Genomic DNA, 18,903 nt, shown 5'->3' with positions numbered 1-18,903 from the left:
GGCGGTCTCTTCTCTCGCGCGAGGTCTTCGGGGCTCTTCGGCCCCCTTCGGGCCTCTTCGGGCTGCTCACACTCTGGAGGGCGTGCCGCGGCTCTTTCCAGAGCGGACCGACCCAGCTTGCTGAACTGCAGGAAGCTGAGGGACTCGTTACCTGCGGCATATGCGGATTGAGTAGTTCAGGTTCATGCAATGCATGGAGATGACGCCCGGAAGGGCTGGAGAGCCGGAGCGGGCAAGGACACCATGGGGCAGTCGTCACAAGCGGCAACGCCGATCTTGTCTCAGTGGGAGAGAAAAAAATGGCCCTCGCTTCGCGCACCCCCGTCACCCCCGGTCTCCTCACCAACGAGTCCGACATCCGCTGGGACCTGATCTTCGGCGGCGTCGCGCGGCCGGCCGCCGGCTGAGAGGCACACGCCGACCGACTTCGCGGGCTTCCTGGCGCCGGCCGGTCCGGTGGTCTCGTTCCCGGGGCCGGCACTCCGGTGGTGGTGGGCAACGCACTGGGTGGAGACCTCGGGAACGCGCTCAGGACCACCGTCGGCGTGTGCGCCGGGCCCGCCGTCCGGCCGCTGCCGTGGAACGTCGCGCGCGACGTCCCCGAGCCTCCGCCGTCCTGCCGCTGAACGACCACGCCACCGGGTATCCCTTCGCCTGCCCGCAGGCGACCCGGATCGGCGCCGCCCGCACCGAGGCCTCCCGCGTCCTGGGCGCCTCGACCCTGCACGGGTCCACCGGGGCGGACCGGACCGCCGTCGTCGGCGCCGGTGTGACCGCCCGGAACACCCTGGCCTCGCACAACGTGGTCGACGCCGTGGACCACTGCCTGACCGCCCAGCTCTCCCCGCCCCTTCCCCTTCGGGCTCGGCGTCCCGGACCTCGCCGTCGGCTCCTTCGTCCACCGGCGCGCGGTCGATTCTGGGCGTACCGCGCCGAACCGGCGGATTCCTCGCGGAGACCGAGCGCCGGCGGAAATGGGCGGGTAAATCATTCGGCTTTTCCCGCCGCGTCGGCCGGAATTCCCCGCCGCCCGGAAATGCGACGCCGCCGGGGCGGCGCCGGCGAGGGCGTCGCCGCAGGGTGCCGTCGACGGCCGCGAACGCCGTACGGCCTGCTGGCTTGCAGCAAGATGCACTGCAGGATGGTGACCTGGAACGGTCTGGCTGCCGTGAACACCTATGGCCCACACTTCGATGGAAGTGCGACTTATTGGATTGGGAGTGTTTCGTGGAATCCCCTGGAACATACGGGACGCGGGAGTCGTCGGCGGGCTTTTCCGAATTGCCGCCGGTGGAGGTTCATTGCCATGGGTTCGGGGACGTCGACTTCTCGGACTTCACGAAGGTCGACCTGGACCGGCTCGAGGCATGGTGCGCGCGCGAGGGCGTGCTGAGTCTCCCCACGATGTACCTCCATCGCGCGCAGCTCGAGGAGTTCGAGGCGTTCGTCCACACGTTCCACCGGATGCGTTCGGAAGGCCGGATCCCGCACGTCGCGGGCATCGCCCTGGAGGGCCCCCTGCTGGCCAGCCACGGCGGCACCCCGGCGGCGACGGTGTGGGCCCCCACCCGGCAGGAGTGGGAGCGCCTCGCCGCGCTGGGCCCCTACGGCCTCACCTACACCGTGCTGTCGCCCGACGCGTTCTCCCCCGCCTCGGAACTCCGTGACCAGCCCGGCGCCCGCGAGACCGGATTCGCCTGGATCATCCCCCTGCTCATGGCCCACGGCGTCCGCCCGGCGCTCGGGCACTTCACCCGCGCCGATCCGGAGGCCAGCGCGGCCCTCGTCGACGAGATCGTCGAGCTGGCCTGGCAGGCGGACTGGGAGGGCAACGGGGTGCGGGTCGTCACCGACCACCTCTTCAACGACATGCCGCTGAACATCCGTCACGCCTTCCGCACCTCCCGGGCCCGGGAGAACCGGGACGCCGTCATCGCCTCCTACGACCTGCCCTCGTGGACGCTCGACAGGATGGCGGAGATCGCCGGCCCGGTCCCGGCGGCGATCATGCGCCAGGCGGCCGCGGGACGGATCGGCGCCTGCATCAACTTCGACGGCGAGCACGTCGACCTGGCCATCGCGGCACGCGCGGTGCAGCTCATGGGCGCCGAGAACTCGATGATGATGACCGACCGCTGCGACTCGGCCCGCCTCGGCGGCCAGGGCCTGCACCACATCGAGGACAACGGCCTCTGGTACCAGGAGGACGGCATCGTCGCGGCGGGCTCCGTGCCCTTGGAGCGCCAGCGGGCCAACGCCCTGTCACAGGGACTGACCCCCGAGGAGGTCCAGGCCCTCCTGGCCGGCACCGCGCACCGGGTGTTCGGAATCTCCGCCACGACAGAACTGCGCGTCCCCACCGCCTGACGAGACAAGGAGCAAGCCATGTTGGAAGATCTCGACCGGATGGTCGTCGACTGGTCGGACCTGCCGAAGGCCCGCGCCCAGACGAAGGAGATCCTCACCGCCATCTCCGAGGACAAGGCGGCGCTGACCGAGCTCCTGGCGCGCGCACGCGAGGAGGAGGACCTCTTCGACAAGTGCGAGCACCACCGGCTGCTCGACAAGCTCGTCATCTACGACGCCCTGGACCGGGGCTTCCGCATCCGCGTCCACGTCTCGACCGAGGACCACCGGGACCGGCCGCACGACCACCGGTTCACCTTCACCTCGCTGATCATGCGCGGACAGTACCGGCACGTGCGGCACCAGCTCGTGGGACGCGTCTCCGAGGAGGACGTCCCCCAGAACATCCAGGACGACTTCGACGCGGTCCCCAGCGACCTGCGGGTCGTCCCCCGGTTCGTCACCAACGAGCAGGCCGGCAACTGCTACACGCTCCACCACAGCGAGATCCACACCACCTACATGACCCCGAACACCGTGTCGCTCTTCCTGCGCGGCCCCGCGGAGAAGGACCGCTCGATCATCACCGAACGGGAGACCGGCCGGGTGTGGTGGCGCTTCGGCGAGGACAAGGAGAAGGCCGAGCGGCGGAGCTCCAAGCGCATCAGCAAGGAATACTTCGACGACCTGACCGGCCGCCTGCGCGCCATGGAGGTGCTGTAAATGGCAACCCGACCCGGCGACGACCTGATGGACCCGACCTTCGAGCTGCTGCTCGGCCCGCCCGCCGAGGCGGAGGTGAGGAAGGCCGAGACACTGATGGCGTCCCTGCCCTCGGTCCGCTGGGACGAGATTGAGAGCGCAGCCGAGATCACCGGCGCGATCGCCCGCCGCCTCGGTGACGACCGCGCGCTGCTGCGCACCCTGGTGGCCCGCGCCGTCCGGACGCCGGAGCTGCGCGAGAAGTTCGAGTGCCACGCCCTGGACGACAAGATCGTCATCTGGGACGACCAGGAGAAGGGCCTGCGGATCCGGCTCCGGCTTGCCAACACCGACCAGTACGAGCGGGTGCACAACCACCGCTACAGCTTCACGGCGTACATCCTGCACGGCGCCTACCAGCACACCCTCTACGCCACGGACCAGCCGCTCGACGAGACCGCCGACGTCACCCGGTTCTGGCCGCACTTCGTGCGTGAGGAGCCGGCCGGCCGGATCATCACCCTCGACCACGAGCAGCTCCACACCACCATCACCGAGCCCGAGACCATCTCGCTGATGATCCAGAGTCCGGCCCGCAAGCAGCGCGCCTTCATGATCCGGCGCGACAACGGGGACGTCTGGTACCGCTACGGCGCCGCCGACGAGACCCCCGAGCGCCGCGCCGAGGTCCGCATGTCCGACGAGCGGCTGCACCACTGGTTGTCGCGTCTGGAAGCGTTCGGCCTGCTGTGAGCATCTCCTACGGCAGCCTCGGCTACGGCCCCTCGCACTGGCAGCACGTCGACCTGTACGGGCTCGCCGAACCCGAGGACACCCAGGCGCCGGCCGCGGCGCCCGTCGCGGCCGGCGCCGCCCCGGTGGTGCTGGTGCACGGCGGCTTCTGGCGTCACGACCGGACTGCGCAGGACCTGGAGCCGCTGGCCTGCGCCCTGGTCGCCCACGGTCACCGCGTCGCGGTGGTGGAGTACCGGCCGAGCTGGGACGGCGGCGCCTGGCCGGCCGCCGCCGACGACTGCCGGGCCGCACTGGGCGCGCTCACGCGGTCGGACGAGGGCTGGGCCGGCGCCACGCTCGTCGGGCACTCCGCCGGCGCCCATCTCCTGCTCGCCGCCGTCGCGGGGGAGCACCGGGGGGCCGCCGTGGTGCTGCTCGCCCCGGTGACCGACCTTGCCGAGGCGGCTCGCCTCGGGGTGGGCGACGGCGCCGTGGACGACTTCCTCGCCGCACACCTGGCGGCCGGGGGAAGCCACGAGCAGGCGAGCCCCGCGCCCGCCCCCGCTGACATCGTCCGGCTCACCGTGGTGACCGCCGGACAGGACCAGGCGGTCCCCGCGGGACTGACGGAGCACCAGCTCGCCCGGTGGAACGCCCAAGGGCTTGCGGTCACGTCGCTGACGGCGCCGGACGCCCGGCACATGCACCTGGTCAACCCGGAGCGCCCGGCCTGCCGGACCGTGGTGCTGCCGCTGCTGGCCGACCGGGACCGGACCGCGGAGGAGTAGACGACGATGACGGCGACCACTGCCGAGAACCACCCGGCGACCGGCCTCACGCCGGAGCGGAACACGTCCGCGGTCAGCCGCAGGGCGTTCGACTTCCTGACCGCGGACCCGGACAAGCGGGCCGCATACCGGCTGGACCCCTATGCCCGGGAAGGGCTCGAGCTGTTCCGTGCGCCCGTCGACCGCGCCTGGCTGTACTCGACGACCTTCGTGGTCCTCAAGCCGGACGCGATCGCCGGGCGGCGGGGACATCTTGTGCTGGACATCCTGGAGGAGGAGGGCTGGAAGCCGTTCGCGGCCCGGCCGTTCGTCTTCGACCCGCTGCTGACCAGGGAGCTCTGGCGTTACCAGTTCAACGCCGCCTCCCGGCAGCGGATCGCGGTGGTGGACCACCTGCTGGGATCCGGCTCCTCGCTGCTGGTCCTGCTGAGGGACACCCGCCGGGCCGACGGGCTGCCCGCGAGCGTCCGGCTGACCGCGGCGAAGGGGGCCGCCGACCCGAGCGCGGCCCACGCGCGGGATCTGCGCACCCGGTTCGGACGGGTCAACGGCCTGTTCAACTTCGTCCACACCGCGGACGAACCGGCCGACCTGGTGCGGGAGCTGAGACTGTTCTGCTACCGGACCGGCACGGCCTGGCTGCGCGCCGCGCTGACCGCGGTGCCGCCGTCGGGCGACGGGGAGTGCCCGGCCCGGACCCTGCTTGCCGGCATCGAGGCCGAGACCCCGCGGCACGACCTCGACTCCGGACGGAGCCTGGCACGGCTGGCCGCCCGCCCGGACGTCTGGGGCGGCCTCGCCCGCGAGTGCGGCACCAGGGAGTCCGTGCGGATGTGGCTGTCCACCCTGGAGGAGGGCGAACTCCCGCCGGGCACGGCCCGCTGGGACGTGCTGTCGGTCCTGACGGACTGGATCGAGTGCAACGAACCGGGCGTCTCGCCCCTGCTGGCGACCGTCTCGGCGAACGACTGGAGGAACCACGAATGATGTCCCTGCCCCCTGGCCCCGAGGCCGTCGTCTTCGACTGCGACGGACTGCTGGTCGACACCGAGGTCTGCTGGACCAGGGCCGAGACGAAGATCTTCGCGGCGCACGGCCACGGGTTCGGCCCCGAGCAGAAGGCGCTGGTGATCGGCGGCACACTGGAGAAGGCGGGCGAGGCGATGGCCGGCTACTTCGGCAGGCCCGGCGCGGGCCCCGAGCTCGCGGCGGAACTCCTCGAACTGGTGCGGCAGGAACTGGCCCGGGGCGCCGACGCCCTGCCCGGGGCCGTGGAACTGGTCAAGGTCTGCGCCGCGGCGGTGCCCGTCGCGGTCGCCAGCAACAGCCCCCGTGAACTCCTCGACGCGGCACTCGCCTCGTCCGGTCTGGCCAGCTTCTTCCCGGTCTCCTTCGCGGCCGACGAGGTGACGGACGCCAAGCCCGCCCCCGACCTCTACCTCAAGGCCTGCGCCGAGTTGAGGGCGGCGCCGCAGAGGTCGGTGGCCTTCGAGGACTCGGCCACCGGCACCGCCTCCGCCCGGGCCGCGGGACTCTTCGTCGCCGCGGTCCCCTCGCTGCCGGGCGGCACACCCGACCACGACTGGCTCGGCGGCTCGCTGGCCGACCCCGGACTGCTGAGGTGGGCGGCGGGACTCGGGCATGACGCCCGGTGACGCACTCGTCTGCCTGTGCCGAGGGGTGAGCGAGGGCGTCCTCGTCGAGGCCATCCGCCGGGGGCACCGCGACGTGGCCTCGCTGCGCGAGGCCACCGGGGCCAACACCGGCTGCGGCGACTGCCTGGAGGACCTGGAGGACCTGCTCGCACAGGAGCCCGCGCAGTGAGCGGGCGGTGAGCTGCGGGCGCCCCCGCCCGGGCCGGCCTGCAGAACCCTGCACTGCACCAACCTGAGCCCGGTTCCCCCTGGTCCGTGACGACGCGCCGGTGGAGGCTGGGGCCGCTGACGCTTCGTTCACGGAAGGACCACACCATGGCGCTGGGCGCCGACGGCTTTGCCCTCATGGACCTGCCCCCCGTACCGGCCGAGGTGCTCGGCAGTTACGACGACCTGCCGGTCGACGACCACATGGGCAACGGCACCCGCTTCAAGAGGTTCGCCCAGTACCGGCTCTCCGCGGCGCCGGACGGCGAGGGCTGGGACTTCGCGCGGCTGCCGCACCGCGACTACACCGCCTTCCGGAAGTTCAACCCGGTCGGCGGCGGCAAGCGGCGCAGCTACCTCCCGGTGGAGGTGGACTTCACCCCGCTGATCGAGGCGGGAGCGCGGTCGTTCGGACTGGACCGCGGCGAGGACTGGCAGATCAACCTGCACCAGAACCGCACCCGCGCCCAACCCGACCGCCCCGGCCCTCTCACCCCCGAGGGCGTGCACCACGACGGGCACGAGTTCGTGATGATCGGTGTGCTGCGCCGGGAGCGCGTCGCGGGCGGCGAGACCAGGCTGTGGCAGCCGAGCGCCGAGGAGCCCTTCTGGACCGGCGTGGTCCGGCCCGGCCAGGCCGTCCTCCTCGACGACCGGGCGATCGCCCACGACGTGACCGACGTACTCGCCGCCGGCGACGAGCCGGGCCACCGGGACATCTTCATCGTCGCCTTCTCCCGCTGGAGTGAGAAGTGGTACGGCGACGAGCACGACGCAGCGGCCCTGTCCGACAGCGAGAGCTGAGCAGCACAGAAACGGGTACAGCCCATGGGAACCGACTTCGTGGCCCTGCTGGACGGCAGCGTCCCGGCCGCCCTCACCTCACTGCTCGCCCTGCCCGCGGACGAACTGCGCCGCGCCGGGCAGGACTACGGCTTCCGCGCCGAACTGGCCGCCGCCTCCCAGGACCTGGCGGATCGCGCCTACGGCCTGCGGCACCGCCCGGCACTCAGGGAGCTGCACGCCACGCTGGCGCTGATCTACGACCAGGACTTCTCGGGCACCCCGATCACCGACGTCGAGCGGGACACCCAGCCGGTCCTGCGGGACGTCGCCGCCGTCCTGGAACACGCCGTGCTGAGCCATGAGACCGGGCGCGTGCCCGCCGGGGACCTGACCGGACACCCGGAGACGGGACGGGAGTTCGTCCGATGGCTCAAGGCGATGGTGACCGCGCATCCCGCAGGCCGTCACCCCCTGTACCACGAGCACCTGGTGGAGCGGGGCACCCCCGAGGACATGCGGCTGCTGCTCGCCCAGGAAACCAATCTGGACCCGCGCTTCGACGACATCCTCGCCGCGATGCAGATCGGCCGGCACGGCGTCGAGAAGATGGAGATCGCCGCCAACTACTGGGACGAGATGGGCAACGGCGATCCAGCCCAGGTGCACACCGCGCTGTTCAGCCAGGCGCTCGCGGCGGTCGGGGCCGACGCCCGGTACATAGCAGAGACGTTCCTGCTGGAGGCGTCCGTCTCCGGCAACATCTCCGCCATGCTGGCGCTATCCCGCCGCCACTACTACAAGGCGGTGGGCTACTTCGGGGTCACCGAGTACCTGGCGCCGCGGCGGTTCCGGTGCGTCGTCGACGCCTGGCGCGCCCACGGCCTCGACGAGGTCGGCATCGTCTACCACGACCTGCACATCGGCGTGGACGCCGGTCACGCGGCCGGCTGGTTCAAGAACGTGGTCCGCCCGCTGGTGGACTCCGATCCGCGGATCGGCCGGGAGATCGCGCTGGGCGCCGCCATCCGGCTCAACACCTCCCAGGACTACCTCGACGCCCTGCTGCTGCGCATGCGCGCCGGCTCGGCCGCCGAGCCGATCGCCGTCCCGACGGGCGGCTGAGGATGGGGGCATCGGCGCGGCAGCGCCTCGGACCGCCCGCCGACTTCACCAAGTACGAGGCCCTGGGCAACGACTACGTCGTCGTCGACCCCCGGTACACCGATTTCGCGCCGGTCCCCGGGAACGTCCGGCGGGTGTGCGACCGGCACCGCGGCCTCGGCGCGGACGGCCTGCTGTACGGGCCGCTGCCCGCCCCCGGCGGCGGCTTCGGGCTGCGGGTCCTCAACGCGGACGGCACCGAGTGCGGCGGCAGCGGCAACGGCCTGCGGATCTTCGCTCTTTACCTGCGGGAGTCCGGCCACACTGACGAGGACGTGATCACCCTGCACACGTCCACGTCCACGTCCACCGCCCGGATCGTCGACGCGGAACGGGGCGTGGTCGGTGTCGGTCTGGGCGTCGCCCGCACCGACAGCGTCGCCGTCGGGGCGACGGGGCCCGCCCGCTCCATGCTGCGCGAGCAGCTGGAGGCGGTCGGCCGGCGCTGGGAGGCCGGCTGCGTGCGGCTGGGCAGCTCGCACTGCGTGCTCCCGTTGGATGACGGCCCCGCCGACGACGCCCTGGCGCGCCGGGTGGGCGCCGAGATCGGCGGCCACGGCATCTTCCCCGGCCGGATCAACGTGGAACTGCTGCACGTCGTCGACCGGGAGAACCTCGACGTCCATGTCCACGAGAGGGTGGCCGGGCTCACCCGCGCCTCCGGCAGCGGCGCCGCCGCGGCGGCGTACGTCGCCCACGCACGGGGCCTGGCCGGCCCCCGCGTCACCGTGCACATGCCCGGCGGCCGGGTGGCCGTGGACATCGGCGAGGACGGAACCGTCTCCCTCACCGGCGAGGTGACCCCGGTGCTGGGCGGCCGGTGGGCGCCGCGGCTCGCGGAAGGGCTCTCGAGGTGACCCGATGACGAGCGTGACGACCACGGGCGTCGAACTCTCCATGCGCCGCTGGTACTTCGAGGAGGCCGCCGGCCGCTACGACGTGGACCTCGGCGACAGCTACGTGGGCTGCGGGTCGGTGGACGATCTGTCCCTTCCCGCCGGACTGGTGCTGGGCTACGGCAGCGACCGGGGCGGCCGGGAACTCCGCGAACTCGTCGCCGGACGCTACGGGCGCGACGCGGACGAGGTGGGCGTCACCCACGGCGGCCAGGAGGCGCTGTACCTGCTCCAGCGGGCCCTGCTGCGCCCCGGCGACCATGTGGTGGCCTTCGCCCCCGGCTGGTCGCAGGCGTGGGAGACCCCCGCCGAACGCGGCTGCCGCGTCGAGAGGGTGGGCGTCACCGCCGACGGCGCCCCGGACATCGGGCGGGCCGTGCGGCTGATCACTCCCCGCACCAGGGCCGTCGTCCTCAACTCGCCCTGCAACCCCACCGGACGACGGGTGACCGGCCAGGAACTGGCCGTCCTGGTCGACGCCCTGCGCGCAGTCGGAGCACACCTGGTCCTGGACGAGGAGTACGTGGCCGACCTCTCCCGTGACTCCCTGCTCGGCGGCTACGAGAAGGCCGTGTCGGTCTCCTCGGTCTCCAAGGTGTACGGCTTTCCCGGGCTGCGGACCGGCTGGATGTGCGGGCCCAGGGACCTGGTGGCCGCCGCCATGGAGGGCAAGCACACCACCACGCTCGCCAACTCCGTGCTCACCGAGGCCCTGGCGGCGCAGGTGCTGCGCCGCCACGAACACCATCTCGACCGCTACCTGCGGCTGACCTCCCGCGGGCTCGTGGTGCTGCGCGAGTGGGCGGCCCGGCACCAGGACGTCCTGCGGCTGCTGGAGCCGCAGGGCACCCCGTTCGCCTGGCTGGCCATGACCGGTGAGGACACCTCGGCGGAGTTCTGCCGTGCGGTGCTGCGGGCCGGCGTGCTGCTGATGCCGGCGGAGGTCTTCGGCGCCGAGCGCGGTCTGCGCCTGACCTTCGCCCGCGACGAGGCCGTACTGCGCGAAGGGCTGCGCCGCATCGACGGCGTCATCGCCGCACGCGCCGCGCACGGCCGCGGACGGAGGTCGGACCGTTGATCACCACCGGTCCGCACGACCTGGGACCCTCTTTGCTGCCGGCCTGCGACGCCGACGACGCCCACGAGGCGGCCCGGCTGTTCGACGGGGTGCGCGGTGCCGACGGCCCGTGGCGCCCAACCAGGCCGCTGCTGATCCGGGCGGAGGCCTACCGGGACATGGTCCGGCTGTCGCGCCGCGCTGCCGAACTGGTGCTGGCCGCCGCCCGCCGCCGGGCGGACACCGCCGGCGGCCTGCTGGCGGCGCTCGGCGCCCGGCCCGAGGACCATCCGCTCCTTGACCCGGACGACCGTGTCGACGAGCGGATGCTGACCGCGGTACGCCCCGACATCCTCATGGAGTGCGGCGTCGCGCGGTTCGTGGAACTGAACGTGGACGGGGCGCTGGGCGGCGTGCTGCAGGCCGACCTGATCAGCAGGCGCTTCCTCGACCGATACCGCCGCGACGGCCTGGCCGCCCGGCTGGGGCTCTCCGCGGCGCCGTCCGCGGTCGACGCCCGGGCGGAGGCGCTGCGCACCTGGTTCGGGCTCACGCCGGACGCCGGGACCCCCGTGCTCATGCCGGCCTTCTCCGTCGGCAACCTGCCGGGCCTGGACGACCCCGCCCGGTTCGCCGAGTGGCTGGAGCCCGTCTTCCGGCACGCCCGGAGCCACGGCATGAGGCTCTTCACCTGTCCCCTGTCCGAGCTGACCGCGGCGCCGGACGGAACCCTGCGCTGCGCGGGGCGGACGGTCGACGCGGTGTTCCGGACCTTCGTCAGCGGCGGCCGGCCGCCCGGCCCCGGCCTGACCGCGCTGCGCCGTGCGCTGGACGCCGGCACGGTGCGGATGTTCACGCCGGAGAGCACCATGCTCCTGACCAACAAGACCACCCTGTCCTGGCTCTGGGACGACAGGGACCTGCTCACCGCGGCGGACCGGCGGCTGGTGGAGACGCATGTGCCCAGGACCGTGCGGCTGGGCCCCGGTGAGCACGAGGCACTGGAGCCGGCGCTGCGGGACCGCGCCGACTGGGTGCTCAAGCCCGCCGACGGGTTCGGCGGCAGCGGCGTCGTCGTCGGCGCCGCCACCCAGGACGCCCCGTGGCGCACGGCACTTGAGCGCGCCGCCGGACTGGGCGGCCATGTGCTCCAGCGGTACGTCGAGGCCGACCGGACACCCCTGCGGTTCGTACGGGCCACCGACGGCTGGATCGTGGAGGCCGAGGTGCCGTACGTGATCGGCCCGTTCCTCTACGGCCTGCGGGGCAGCGGAGTCCTGGTGCGGCACGGAGCACCGGGCGGCCCGGGCGTGCTCAACGCCACCCGGGGCGCAACCATGAACACCGCGCTGCTGGCGGGGGGCTGACCGATGCTCCGACCACCGGCGGACGGCAAGGGCGGTCCGCGGACGGCTCCGGCGCGGCCGGATCCCTCCGGGGAGGGGAAGCTGGATTCCCTGTTCAGGATCTTCCAGGTGTCGGTCCTGGGCTCCAACCTCGCCGACGGCGTCTACCTCGTCACGATGCCGCTGCTCGCGCTGTCCCTCACCGGATCAGTGTTCGCGGTGAGCGCGGTGGGCGTGGCGCTGCGCGCGCCGTGGCTGCTGCTCACGCTGCCCGCCGGAGTGGTGCTGGACCGGCTGCCACCGCTCACCGTGATGCGGGTGGCGTCCATGGTCCGGCTGCCGCTGGTCGGTCTGGTGTGCCTGCTCGCCTGGGAGCGGCTGCTGCCGGTGTGGGGGCTGGTGACCATGGCCTTTCTGATCGCCTCCTGCGGCACGTTCATCGACGTGGCGGCCCAGTCGGTGGTGCCCCGGATGGTGCCGGCGCCGCTGATCCCGCGCGCCAACGCCGACCTGCAGTCGGGCCAGACGCTGGCGCAGCAGTTCGCCGGACCCGCGCTGGGCGGCGCGATGGCGGCGGTCACCGGGGCCGGGATCGCGGTGTCGGCGACTCTGTACGCGGCGACGCTGTCCGGGCTGAGCACACTGCGCCGACGGGCGGCGCCGGGTGGCACGAACACCCCCGGGAAGCCGGCCGGACGGCTGACCTTGCGGCATATGCTCGCCGAACTGCGCCAAGGTGCGAGGTACTTCGGTCGACGCCGGGACCTGGTCGGCCTGGCGGTGGTGGCCGCGACCGGCAACCTCGCGTTCGCCTCGGTCATCACGATGCTGCCGCTGTGGGTGGTCCGGCCGGGCCGGCTAGGACTGGCCGAGGCGGCGCTCGGCTACATCGCGGCGGCGCCCGCCGTCGGAGGCCTGCTGGCCGGACTGCTGGCGGCACGGGCGCTGAACAGGTTCGGCGGGCGGGCGGTCCTCGGCCTCTGCGCGCCGGCCGTCGGCCTGTGCTTCGTGCTGATCTCCGTGCCCAGCCCGCTCGCCGCGTTCGGGGGGATGGCCTGCTACGGGGGACTCACCGTGGCGCTGAACGTGATGAGCATGTCGCACCGCCAGTCCACCATCCCCGAGCACCTCTTCGGCCGGGTCAACGCCGTCTACCGGTGGATCGTGCTGGGCGCGTCGCCGTTCGGCGCGGCGATCGGCGGGCTGGTGGCCGACAGCCTCGGGGTGGGCGCCGTCTTCCTGGCCGCAGGTGTGTTCGCCGGCGCTGCCGGGGCCCTGCTGCCCGCACTGCTCTTCCGGCGCGACGACGTACCGACGCAACCACTTCCCGACGAACCCGCGAGGACCTGACACATGGCCGAATCCCAGCCCGTCCCCCTGCTGGAGATGCCCTCCGACTGGCAGCGCGCGCTCGCCGTCGTGGCCCATCCGGACGACGTGGAGTACGCGGCGGCCTCGGCCGTCGCCACTTGGACCGACCAGGGCAAGGAGGTCGTCTACCTGATGGCCAGCCGGGGCGAGTGCGGCATCTCCGGCATGAACCCGGAGAAGGCCGCGCCCGTCCGGGAGTCGGAGCAGCGGGCCAGCGCGGCGGTGGCCGGGGTGACCCGGGTCGAGTTCTTGGACCACCCCGACGGCCTGATCGAGTACGGTCCGCGACTGCGCCGGGACATCGCGCACGCCATCAGGCGGCACCGGCCGGAGTTGCTGCTGACGCTCAACCACCACGACCACTGGCGGGGGGTGTCCTGGAACACGCCGGACCACCGGCATGTGGGCAGGGCGGCGCTCGACGCGGTGGCCGACGCCGCGAACGAGCACGTCTTCCCCGAGGACGGTCTGGAGCCGTGGGAGGGCGTGCGCTGGCAGGCGGTGGCCAACTCCCCGTACCCGACCCACGCGGTGGACGTGACCTGGGCCGTGGAGCGAGGGGTTCAGGCGGTGCTGGCCCACGAGGTCTACCTGCGCGCCCTCACCGACGAGGATCCGGAACAGTACGTGCGCGCCTTCCTGGGGCGGAACCTGTCCGCCGCGGGCGCCAGGTTCGGCGGCCGGCCCGCGGTCCAGTTCGAGGTGTTTCACCGCGACCCCTACCGCGAACGCCGCGGCGAGGTGCACTACCGCTGACCGGCCGCCGCCGGCCGGTCGCTGCGGCCGATCGTCCTTCCCTCCCCGTGCCGTCGGACGACGGCACGGGCCGTACGGCTCACCGAGCAAAGATTGGAGCCGCCGTGCACATCGCGGTCGTGGACGTGAACCCTCCGGCGCTGCGGGCCCTCGAGCTCGCCAAGGAGGCCGGGCACCGGGTTACCTTCCTCCAGCCCCCGCTGACCCAGTACGCGCTCACCGGCGACGCCCTGAGGATCGTCGGCTCCGTAGACACCCTCGTCGACGGGATCGACACCACGGACGCCCGGGCCGTGACCGAGGCGCTCGCCGAGTGCCACGCCCGCAACCCGGTCGACGTGGCCGTGACCTTCCAGGAGCTCGCCGCGGAGGCCGTCGCCCACGCCTGCCGGGAACTGGGCCTGCGCGGCACCGCCCCGGAGGCGGTGTTCGTCGCACGGCGCAAGGACCGCTGCAGGGCGGCCCTGGAGGCCGCCGGGCTGGACTCGGCGGTCTACGCCCTCGCCGCCGACGAGGACGAGGCGGTCGCCGTGGCGGAGCGCATCGGTTTCCCGGTGATCCTCAAACCGCCCTCCGGCAGCGCCAGTCTGCTGTCGCACGTCGCCCATGACGCGGCCGGGGCGAAGGAGGCCGCGGCCGACGTGCTGGTCGGCTTGGAGGCGGTGCCCTCGCACTGGCGCGCGCAGTTCAGCAGGGGGGTGCTGGTCGAGGAGCTGCTGACCGGCCGGTTGGTCTCGGTGGAGATCGGCGCCCGGGACGGATCGTTCTTCCCGTTCTGCGTCACCGGCCGGTTCCGCTCCCCGAGCGACGAGGTGATCGAACTGGGGTCGTGCGTTCCCGCGGACCTGACGCCCGAGGAGAACGCGGCCTGCGTGGCCTACGCCCAGGCGGTCTGCCGGGCCGTGGGCGCCGACTTCGGCATCTTCCACCTGGAGATCATGCTGACCGGGCGCGGCCCCGTGCTGGTCGAGTTCAACCCCAGGATCATGGGGGGCGGCCTGCCCAACGCCTACCGGCACGCGACCGGCCAGGAGATCTACGCCGCGTTCCTGGACCTGGTGAGCGGCGCGCCGGTGTCCGTCCCCACGACGTTCGCCGACTGCACCGCGGTCTTCGTGGTCACCGCCGGGACCGGCGGGCGGCTGTCGGCCACGGCCTCCCTCGAACCGCTGCTGGAGGACGGCGACGTGCTCGAGGTGATGGGCTTCGACACCTACCGGACCGGGCCCGGGCAAACGGTCGTGCCGGGGCAGACCGTGGCCCGCTTCATCCTGCGCGCCCAGGACCGCCGGACGGTCGTCGCCCGGGGCCGGCGGCTGCTGTGCCGGCTGGAGGACACGCTGGGGCTGGCCCTGATGAAGGGCGACAAGGACACCGGGTCCGCCGGCGAGGGCCCGGCCCCCCGCATCGCCGCGCCGGCCCCCTGAACGCCCTTGACCCGACCGGCGCCGTACGGGAGACCGACCCGACGGCGCACCAGAACACGAATTAAGATGAACGGGAGAGACCGTGCCGGTTTCCGAGCGTGACGAAGAGTTCCTGGCGAAGTGCGCCACGATCATCGGAGTGGAGTCGATCGCTCCGCACGACGACTTCTTCGGGGTCGGCGGCGACTCCCTCGACGCTGCCGAGATCAGCGAGATGCTCGCGGCCGAGACCGGCCGGGAGGTCGGCATGGAGACCGTCCTGGGCAGTCCCACCTTCGCCGACATGCTGGCCTCCCTGCGCGGCTGACCACGATGGCGACCACCGACAGGAACGCGCGCGACCTGCTGGAGCTGCTGGACCACCGGGCGGCCGCCGGCGGCGCCCGCTACGTGCGGCTCGACTCCCGCGCCCGGTGCACCGGTGAGCTGACCGCCGCCGAGCTGGCCCGGCGCTCCCGCGGCCTCGCCGCCCGGCTGGCTCCGCTCCTGCCGGCCGGCGCCGGCCCGTACGTGCCGATCGTGGCACGCGACCCGCTCTTCTTCGTCGAGGCGTTCTTCGGCGTCCTGCGGGCCGGGCTGGTCCCTGTGCCCGCTCCCGCCGCGCCGCACACGCACCGCGGTCACGCCCGACGCCTGGCCGGCATCGTCGAGGTCTCCGGCCCTCACGTCGTGGTGGCCGACACCCCGCAGACGGCGGCCGTGCCGGAGCTGACGGGCCTCGCGGTGCTGCTGCCCGAGGGGGACACGCCGGCCCCGCCCGCCGCGTGCCCCGGCCGCGTCGGCGGCGACCCCGACGCGGCCGCCTACGTGCAGTACACCTCCGGCTCCCTCGGCGCGCCCAAGCCCGTCGTCCTGGGACACCGCCATGTTCTCGCCCAACTGGCCCAGGCAGCCCAGGCGTTCGAGGAGACGGCGGAGAGCGTCTCGGTCGGATGGGTGCCCCTCAGCCACGACATGGGGCTGGTCACCGCGGTCCTCCGCCCTCTGTGGAGCGGCTACACCTCGGTCCTCATCGACCCCTTCGACTTCGTACGGGATCCCGCTCTGTGGCCGCGGGCCATGACCGACTGGCGGGCAACCCACACCTCGGCGCCCGACTTCGGCTACGCCCTGTGCGCGCGCAAGGTCCCCGAAGGCGCCGGGCCGTACGACCTGACCCGGGTGCGCGTGGCCCGTTCTGCGGGCGAACCGGTGCGGGCGGCGACGATGCGCGCCTTCGCCGAGCGGTTCCGGGAGGCGGGCTTCGACCATGCCGCGTTCGCGCCCTCCTACGGGATGGCGGAGGCGACGCTCACCGTGACCACGTGTCCGCCGCGACGGCCGCCCGGGATCCGTGAGCTGTCGGCCGCGGCCCTGCGCAAGGGGAGCGTCGAGGCGCCGGCCGGCCCCGAGGACGTGCAGGAGGCCGTCTCCTGCGGCCCGCCCCTGCGGGACACCAGGGTGGAGATCCTGGATCCGGACACCGGGGAGGTTCTCGGACCGGACACGGTGGGCGAGGTGTGGATCGCGGGCCCGCAGGTGGCGGTCCCGCTCGGGTGCGGGCACCTCGTCGGCCAGGTCGCCGGCCACCGCACCGGCGACCTGGGATTCACCGACGGCACGGAGCTGTACCTGCTGGGGCGGGCCAAGGAACGTTTCCAGCTCGCGGGGGAGAACTTCTACAGCGTGGAACTGGAAGCCGCGGTCGCGGCCGCCGACTCCCGGATCCGGCCGGGCCGCACCGCGGTCTTCGCCGCCCGGCCGCCGGGCGGCGAAGACCGCTCCGTCCCCGTCGTCCTGGCCGAGTGCCGGGCCGGGGCCGAGACGGAGATGGACGAGGCCACGGCACGCTCGCTGGCCCGGTCGGTCGTCTCGGCGCTGGGCCGGGGCATGGGCCTGCCGGTGTCCGTGGTGTGGCTGGTGCCGGCCGGCACGCTGCCCGTCACCACCAGCGGCAAGATCCGGCGCGGAAGCTGCCGGGACGCCTTCGAGGAGAACGCCATGCCGGCCATCCACCGATACGGGCAGGGACAATGACGAGTACACGGCCCGAGGCGCCGAACGCCTCATGGAGGAAGTCGCTGCCCGGGAACCTGGGGCAGGACATCGTCGACGAGATCGACGCGTACATGGAACGCGTTCCCGGCGCCGCGTCCTGCGTGGCCACGGGCTCGCTGGTCGAGGGGATCGGCAACGGCAACTCGGACATCGACCTCTACGTGATCCAGCCGTCCGGCAGCACGGCCACCGCCCCGGTGGCCATCGGCATCCGCGACTCGCGCTACGTCGACGTCGAGTACCTGACGCTCACGGCCCTGCACAAGCTGGCCGACGCCTTCGCGGACACCACCGGAGGGGAGGCGCCGCGGACCCTGAGCCTCCGGGACTTCTCCCGCTACTACCGGCTGGCCATCGCCGCCCGGCTGAAGACCACCGAGGAGACGGAGGCCCTTCTCGACCGGTGCTCCACCCGGCGGTGCTCCGCCCTCTTCGCGCCCTGGTCCCTGGCGCAGGCCGCGACCTACCTGGCGCGCGCATCGGTCGCCCGTGGACTGGGGGACGTCCCGCGGGCCGTGGTGCTGACCCGCCGGGCCGCGGTGTGGCGGGCGACCTCCCAGCTCGCGGACGAGGGGGAGGGCTACCCGCACCTCAAGTGGGCGACCGTCAAGGCCGCCCGCCGGTTCGGGGCGGACACGCCCGCCTACCGGTCCTGCGTGAGCGGCCACGACGTGACCCCGGCCACCCTGGGAACGACACTGGCCGAGCTGCGTGAGCGCGTCCCGCCGCAGGCGGGCGCCCAGGGCGGCGACGAGGCCGGGTGGACGCTCGCGGGCGGCGTGGACACGCTCTCCGACGGCGACGTCCTGCGGCTGATCCGGGGGCGCGCGTCCATCGCACGGATCGACGGGCTGCCCAGGGTGCTGGTCTCCCGCCTCGCCGAGGGCCGCCCCTGGCCCGAAACGGTGGAACTGACCGCCGAACAGCTCCGGGTGACCCCCGACGACGTCCGCACGACCGCCGCCCCGCTCATGCGGGAGCTCGCCGACGCCGGCTACCTGGCGTCCGCCGCCCAGGGAGGCCGACGATGACGGTGCACAGCACACCCCTCAAGAGCTGGGTCAGGTCCGCACGCCGGGTCAACGCGATCGAACTGGAGATCATGACCCTGCGCTACGACCTGGACGGCGCCCTGGAGGCCGGCCAGTACGGTCTCGCCTGGTGGAGCGCGCAGGAACTGTTCACCTTCGCGGTGGAACTGTGGCTGGCCGGGGCGGACGTGGAGTCGCCCGCCGAGGAGGACCCCGTCGAGCGGGCCTGCGCCGCACTCGACGCCGTGCGCCGGGTGAACCCCGGGCTCGCCGACGACGCGTGGGAGCTGTGGCTGCGCCCGCAGCCTCCCGCGGACGGGACGCGGCGGGCGGTCGAGGAGACGCTGGCCTTCGCCGAGCAGCGGCTGGGTCTCGCCTGGGCGCTGTCGCGGCAGCAGACGGTGCTGCGCTGGGCCGCGAGCACCAGCACGTTGCGCGCGGTCGCGAGACACCTCGGAATGGCCGCGTCCGAGGACTGGTACGTCGGAGTCTCCGACGCCCCCGACACCGACTGGTACGGCGAGATCGTCGCCACGCTGGAGGCCGAGGGCGGCAGTTGACCGTTCGTCCGTCGTCCCCGCACCCGCATCCGCCCTGGAGAC

Annotated in this window: 20 protein-coding genes; all 20 read left to right on the top strand. The window is 73.1% G+C overall.

What is annotated here, in order from left to right; all coding sequences use genetic code 11:
* Positions 1 to 547 precede the first annotated feature (547 nt).
* The 20 genes from ACGFNN_RS12925 (at position 548) to ACGFNN_RS12830 (ending at position 18,861) form a co-directional block, all read left to right on the top strand.
* On the top strand, positions 548 to 1,393 hold the full coding sequence (locus ACGFNN_RS12925; protein ID WP_393555366.1) for a hypothetical protein: 846 nt from the start codon (positions 548 to 550) through the stop codon (positions 1,391 to 1,393).
* Entirely contained in the window at positions 1,291 to 2,367 is a 1,077-nt protein-coding gene (locus ACGFNN_RS12920; protein WP_393555364.1) for a hypothetical protein, read from the top strand. The genes ACGFNN_RS12925 and ACGFNN_RS12920 overlap by 103 nt, the downstream gene beginning before the upstream one ends.
* 18 nt (positions 2,368 to 2,385) lie before the next feature.
* A complete protein-coding gene (locus ACGFNN_RS12915) occupies positions 2,386 to 3,069 on the top strand; it encodes a hypothetical protein (RefSeq protein ID WP_393555362.1) in 684 nt (227 codons plus the stop codon).
* Positions 3,070 to 3,801: a hypothetical protein gene (locus ACGFNN_RS12910; RefSeq protein WP_393555360.1), complete on the top strand. Its 732-nt coding sequence runs from the start codon at positions 3,070 to 3,072 to the stop codon at positions 3,799 to 3,801.
* Complete coding sequence (locus tag ACGFNN_RS12905; protein WP_393555358.1) at positions 3,798 to 4,571, top strand: alpha/beta hydrolase; 774 nt, start codon at positions 3,798 to 3,800, stop codon at positions 4,569 to 4,571. Before ACGFNN_RS12910 ends, ACGFNN_RS12905 begins: the two co-directional genes overlap by 4 nt.
* Positions 4,572 to 4,577: 6 nt before the next feature.
* A complete protein-coding gene (locus ACGFNN_RS12900) occupies positions 4,578 to 5,558 on the top strand; it encodes a nucleoside-diphosphate kinase (RefSeq protein ID WP_393555356.1) in 981 nt (326 codons plus the stop codon).
* Positions 5,558 to 6,226, top strand: a complete 669-nt coding sequence (locus ACGFNN_RS12895; protein WP_393555354.1) for an HAD family hydrolase — start codon at positions 5,558 to 5,560, stop codon at positions 6,224 to 6,226. The genes ACGFNN_RS12900 and ACGFNN_RS12895 overlap by 1 nt, the downstream gene beginning before the upstream one ends.
* A complete protein-coding gene (locus tag ACGFNN_RS12890) occupies positions 6,213 to 6,395 on the top strand; it encodes a (2Fe-2S)-binding protein (protein ID WP_393555352.1) in 183 nt (60 codons plus the stop codon). Before ACGFNN_RS12895 ends, ACGFNN_RS12890 begins: the two co-directional genes overlap by 14 nt.
* Before the next feature lie 146 nt (positions 6,396 to 6,541).
* The gene (locus ACGFNN_RS12885; RefSeq protein WP_393555350.1) at positions 6,542 to 7,237 is read left to right on the top strand and encodes a 2OG-Fe dioxygenase family protein; all 696 of its coding nucleotides are present in this window, start codon (positions 6,542 to 6,544) and stop codon (positions 7,235 to 7,237) included.
* Between the two features lie 24 nt (positions 7,238 to 7,261).
* A complete protein-coding gene (locus ACGFNN_RS12880) occupies positions 7,262 to 8,341 on the top strand; it encodes an iron-containing redox enzyme family protein (protein WP_393555348.1) in 1,080 nt (359 codons plus the stop codon).
* Between the two features lie 2 nt (positions 8,342 to 8,343).
* Positions 8,344 to 9,237: a diaminopimelate epimerase gene (gene dapF, locus ACGFNN_RS12875; protein WP_393555346.1), complete on the top strand. Its 894-nt coding sequence runs from the start codon at positions 8,344 to 8,346 to the stop codon at positions 9,235 to 9,237.
* A 4-nt stretch (positions 9,238 to 9,241) separates the two neighbouring features.
* Entirely contained in the window at positions 9,242 to 10,354 is a 1,113-nt protein-coding gene (locus tag ACGFNN_RS12870; protein WP_393555344.1) for a pyridoxal phosphate-dependent aminotransferase, read from the top strand.
* Complete coding sequence (locus tag ACGFNN_RS12865; RefSeq protein WP_393555342.1) at positions 10,351 to 11,700, top strand: hypothetical protein; 1,350 nt, start codon at positions 10,351 to 10,353, stop codon at positions 11,698 to 11,700. The genes ACGFNN_RS12870 and ACGFNN_RS12865 overlap by 4 nt, the downstream gene beginning before the upstream one ends.
* Positions 11,701 to 11,703: 3 nt before the next feature.
* Positions 11,704 to 13,029, top strand: coding sequence for an MFS transporter (locus ACGFNN_RS12860; RefSeq protein ID WP_393555340.1), 1,326 nt, complete (start codon positions 11,704 to 11,706; stop codon positions 13,027 to 13,029).
* A 3-nt stretch (positions 13,030 to 13,032) separates the two neighbouring features.
* Positions 13,033 to 13,806 (top strand): PIG-L deacetylase family protein, encoded by a 774-nt coding sequence (locus tag ACGFNN_RS12855; protein WP_393555338.1) that lies wholly within the window; start codon positions 13,033 to 13,035, stop codon positions 13,804 to 13,806.
* Between the two features lie 104 nt (positions 13,807 to 13,910).
* A complete protein-coding gene (locus tag ACGFNN_RS12850) occupies positions 13,911 to 15,233 on the top strand; it encodes an ATP-grasp domain-containing protein (RefSeq protein WP_393555336.1) in 1,323 nt (440 codons plus the stop codon).
* A gap of 82 nt (positions 15,234 to 15,315) precedes the next feature.
* The gene (locus ACGFNN_RS12845) at positions 15,316 to 15,540 is read left to right on the top strand and encodes an acyl carrier protein (RefSeq protein ID WP_393555334.1); all 225 of its coding nucleotides are present in this window, start codon (positions 15,316 to 15,318) and stop codon (positions 15,538 to 15,540) included.
* 5 nt (positions 15,541 to 15,545) lie between these two features.
* The gene (locus tag ACGFNN_RS12840; protein WP_393555332.1) at positions 15,546 to 17,249 is read left to right on the top strand and encodes an AMP-binding protein; all 1,704 of its coding nucleotides are present in this window, start codon (positions 15,546 to 15,548) and stop codon (positions 17,247 to 17,249) included.
* Positions 17,246 to 18,301: a hypothetical protein gene (locus ACGFNN_RS12835; protein ID WP_393555330.1), complete on the top strand. Its 1,056-nt coding sequence runs from the start codon at positions 17,246 to 17,248 to the stop codon at positions 18,299 to 18,301. The genes ACGFNN_RS12840 and ACGFNN_RS12835 overlap by 4 nt, the downstream gene beginning before the upstream one ends.
* The gene (locus ACGFNN_RS12830) at positions 18,298 to 18,861 is read left to right on the top strand and encodes a hypothetical protein (RefSeq protein ID WP_393555328.1); all 564 of its coding nucleotides are present in this window, start codon (positions 18,298 to 18,300) and stop codon (positions 18,859 to 18,861) included. Before ACGFNN_RS12835 ends, ACGFNN_RS12830 begins: the two co-directional genes overlap by 4 nt.
* Positions 18,862 to 18,903 lie beyond the last annotated feature (42 nt).

Origin of the sequence: Streptomyces sp. NPDC048590, assembly GCF_043199535.1 — a bacterium.
Taxonomy (GTDB): domain Bacteria; phylum Actinomycetota; class Actinomycetes; order Streptomycetales; family Streptomycetaceae; genus Streptomyces.
This window is presented reverse-complemented; position numbering and strand designations above follow the sequence as displayed.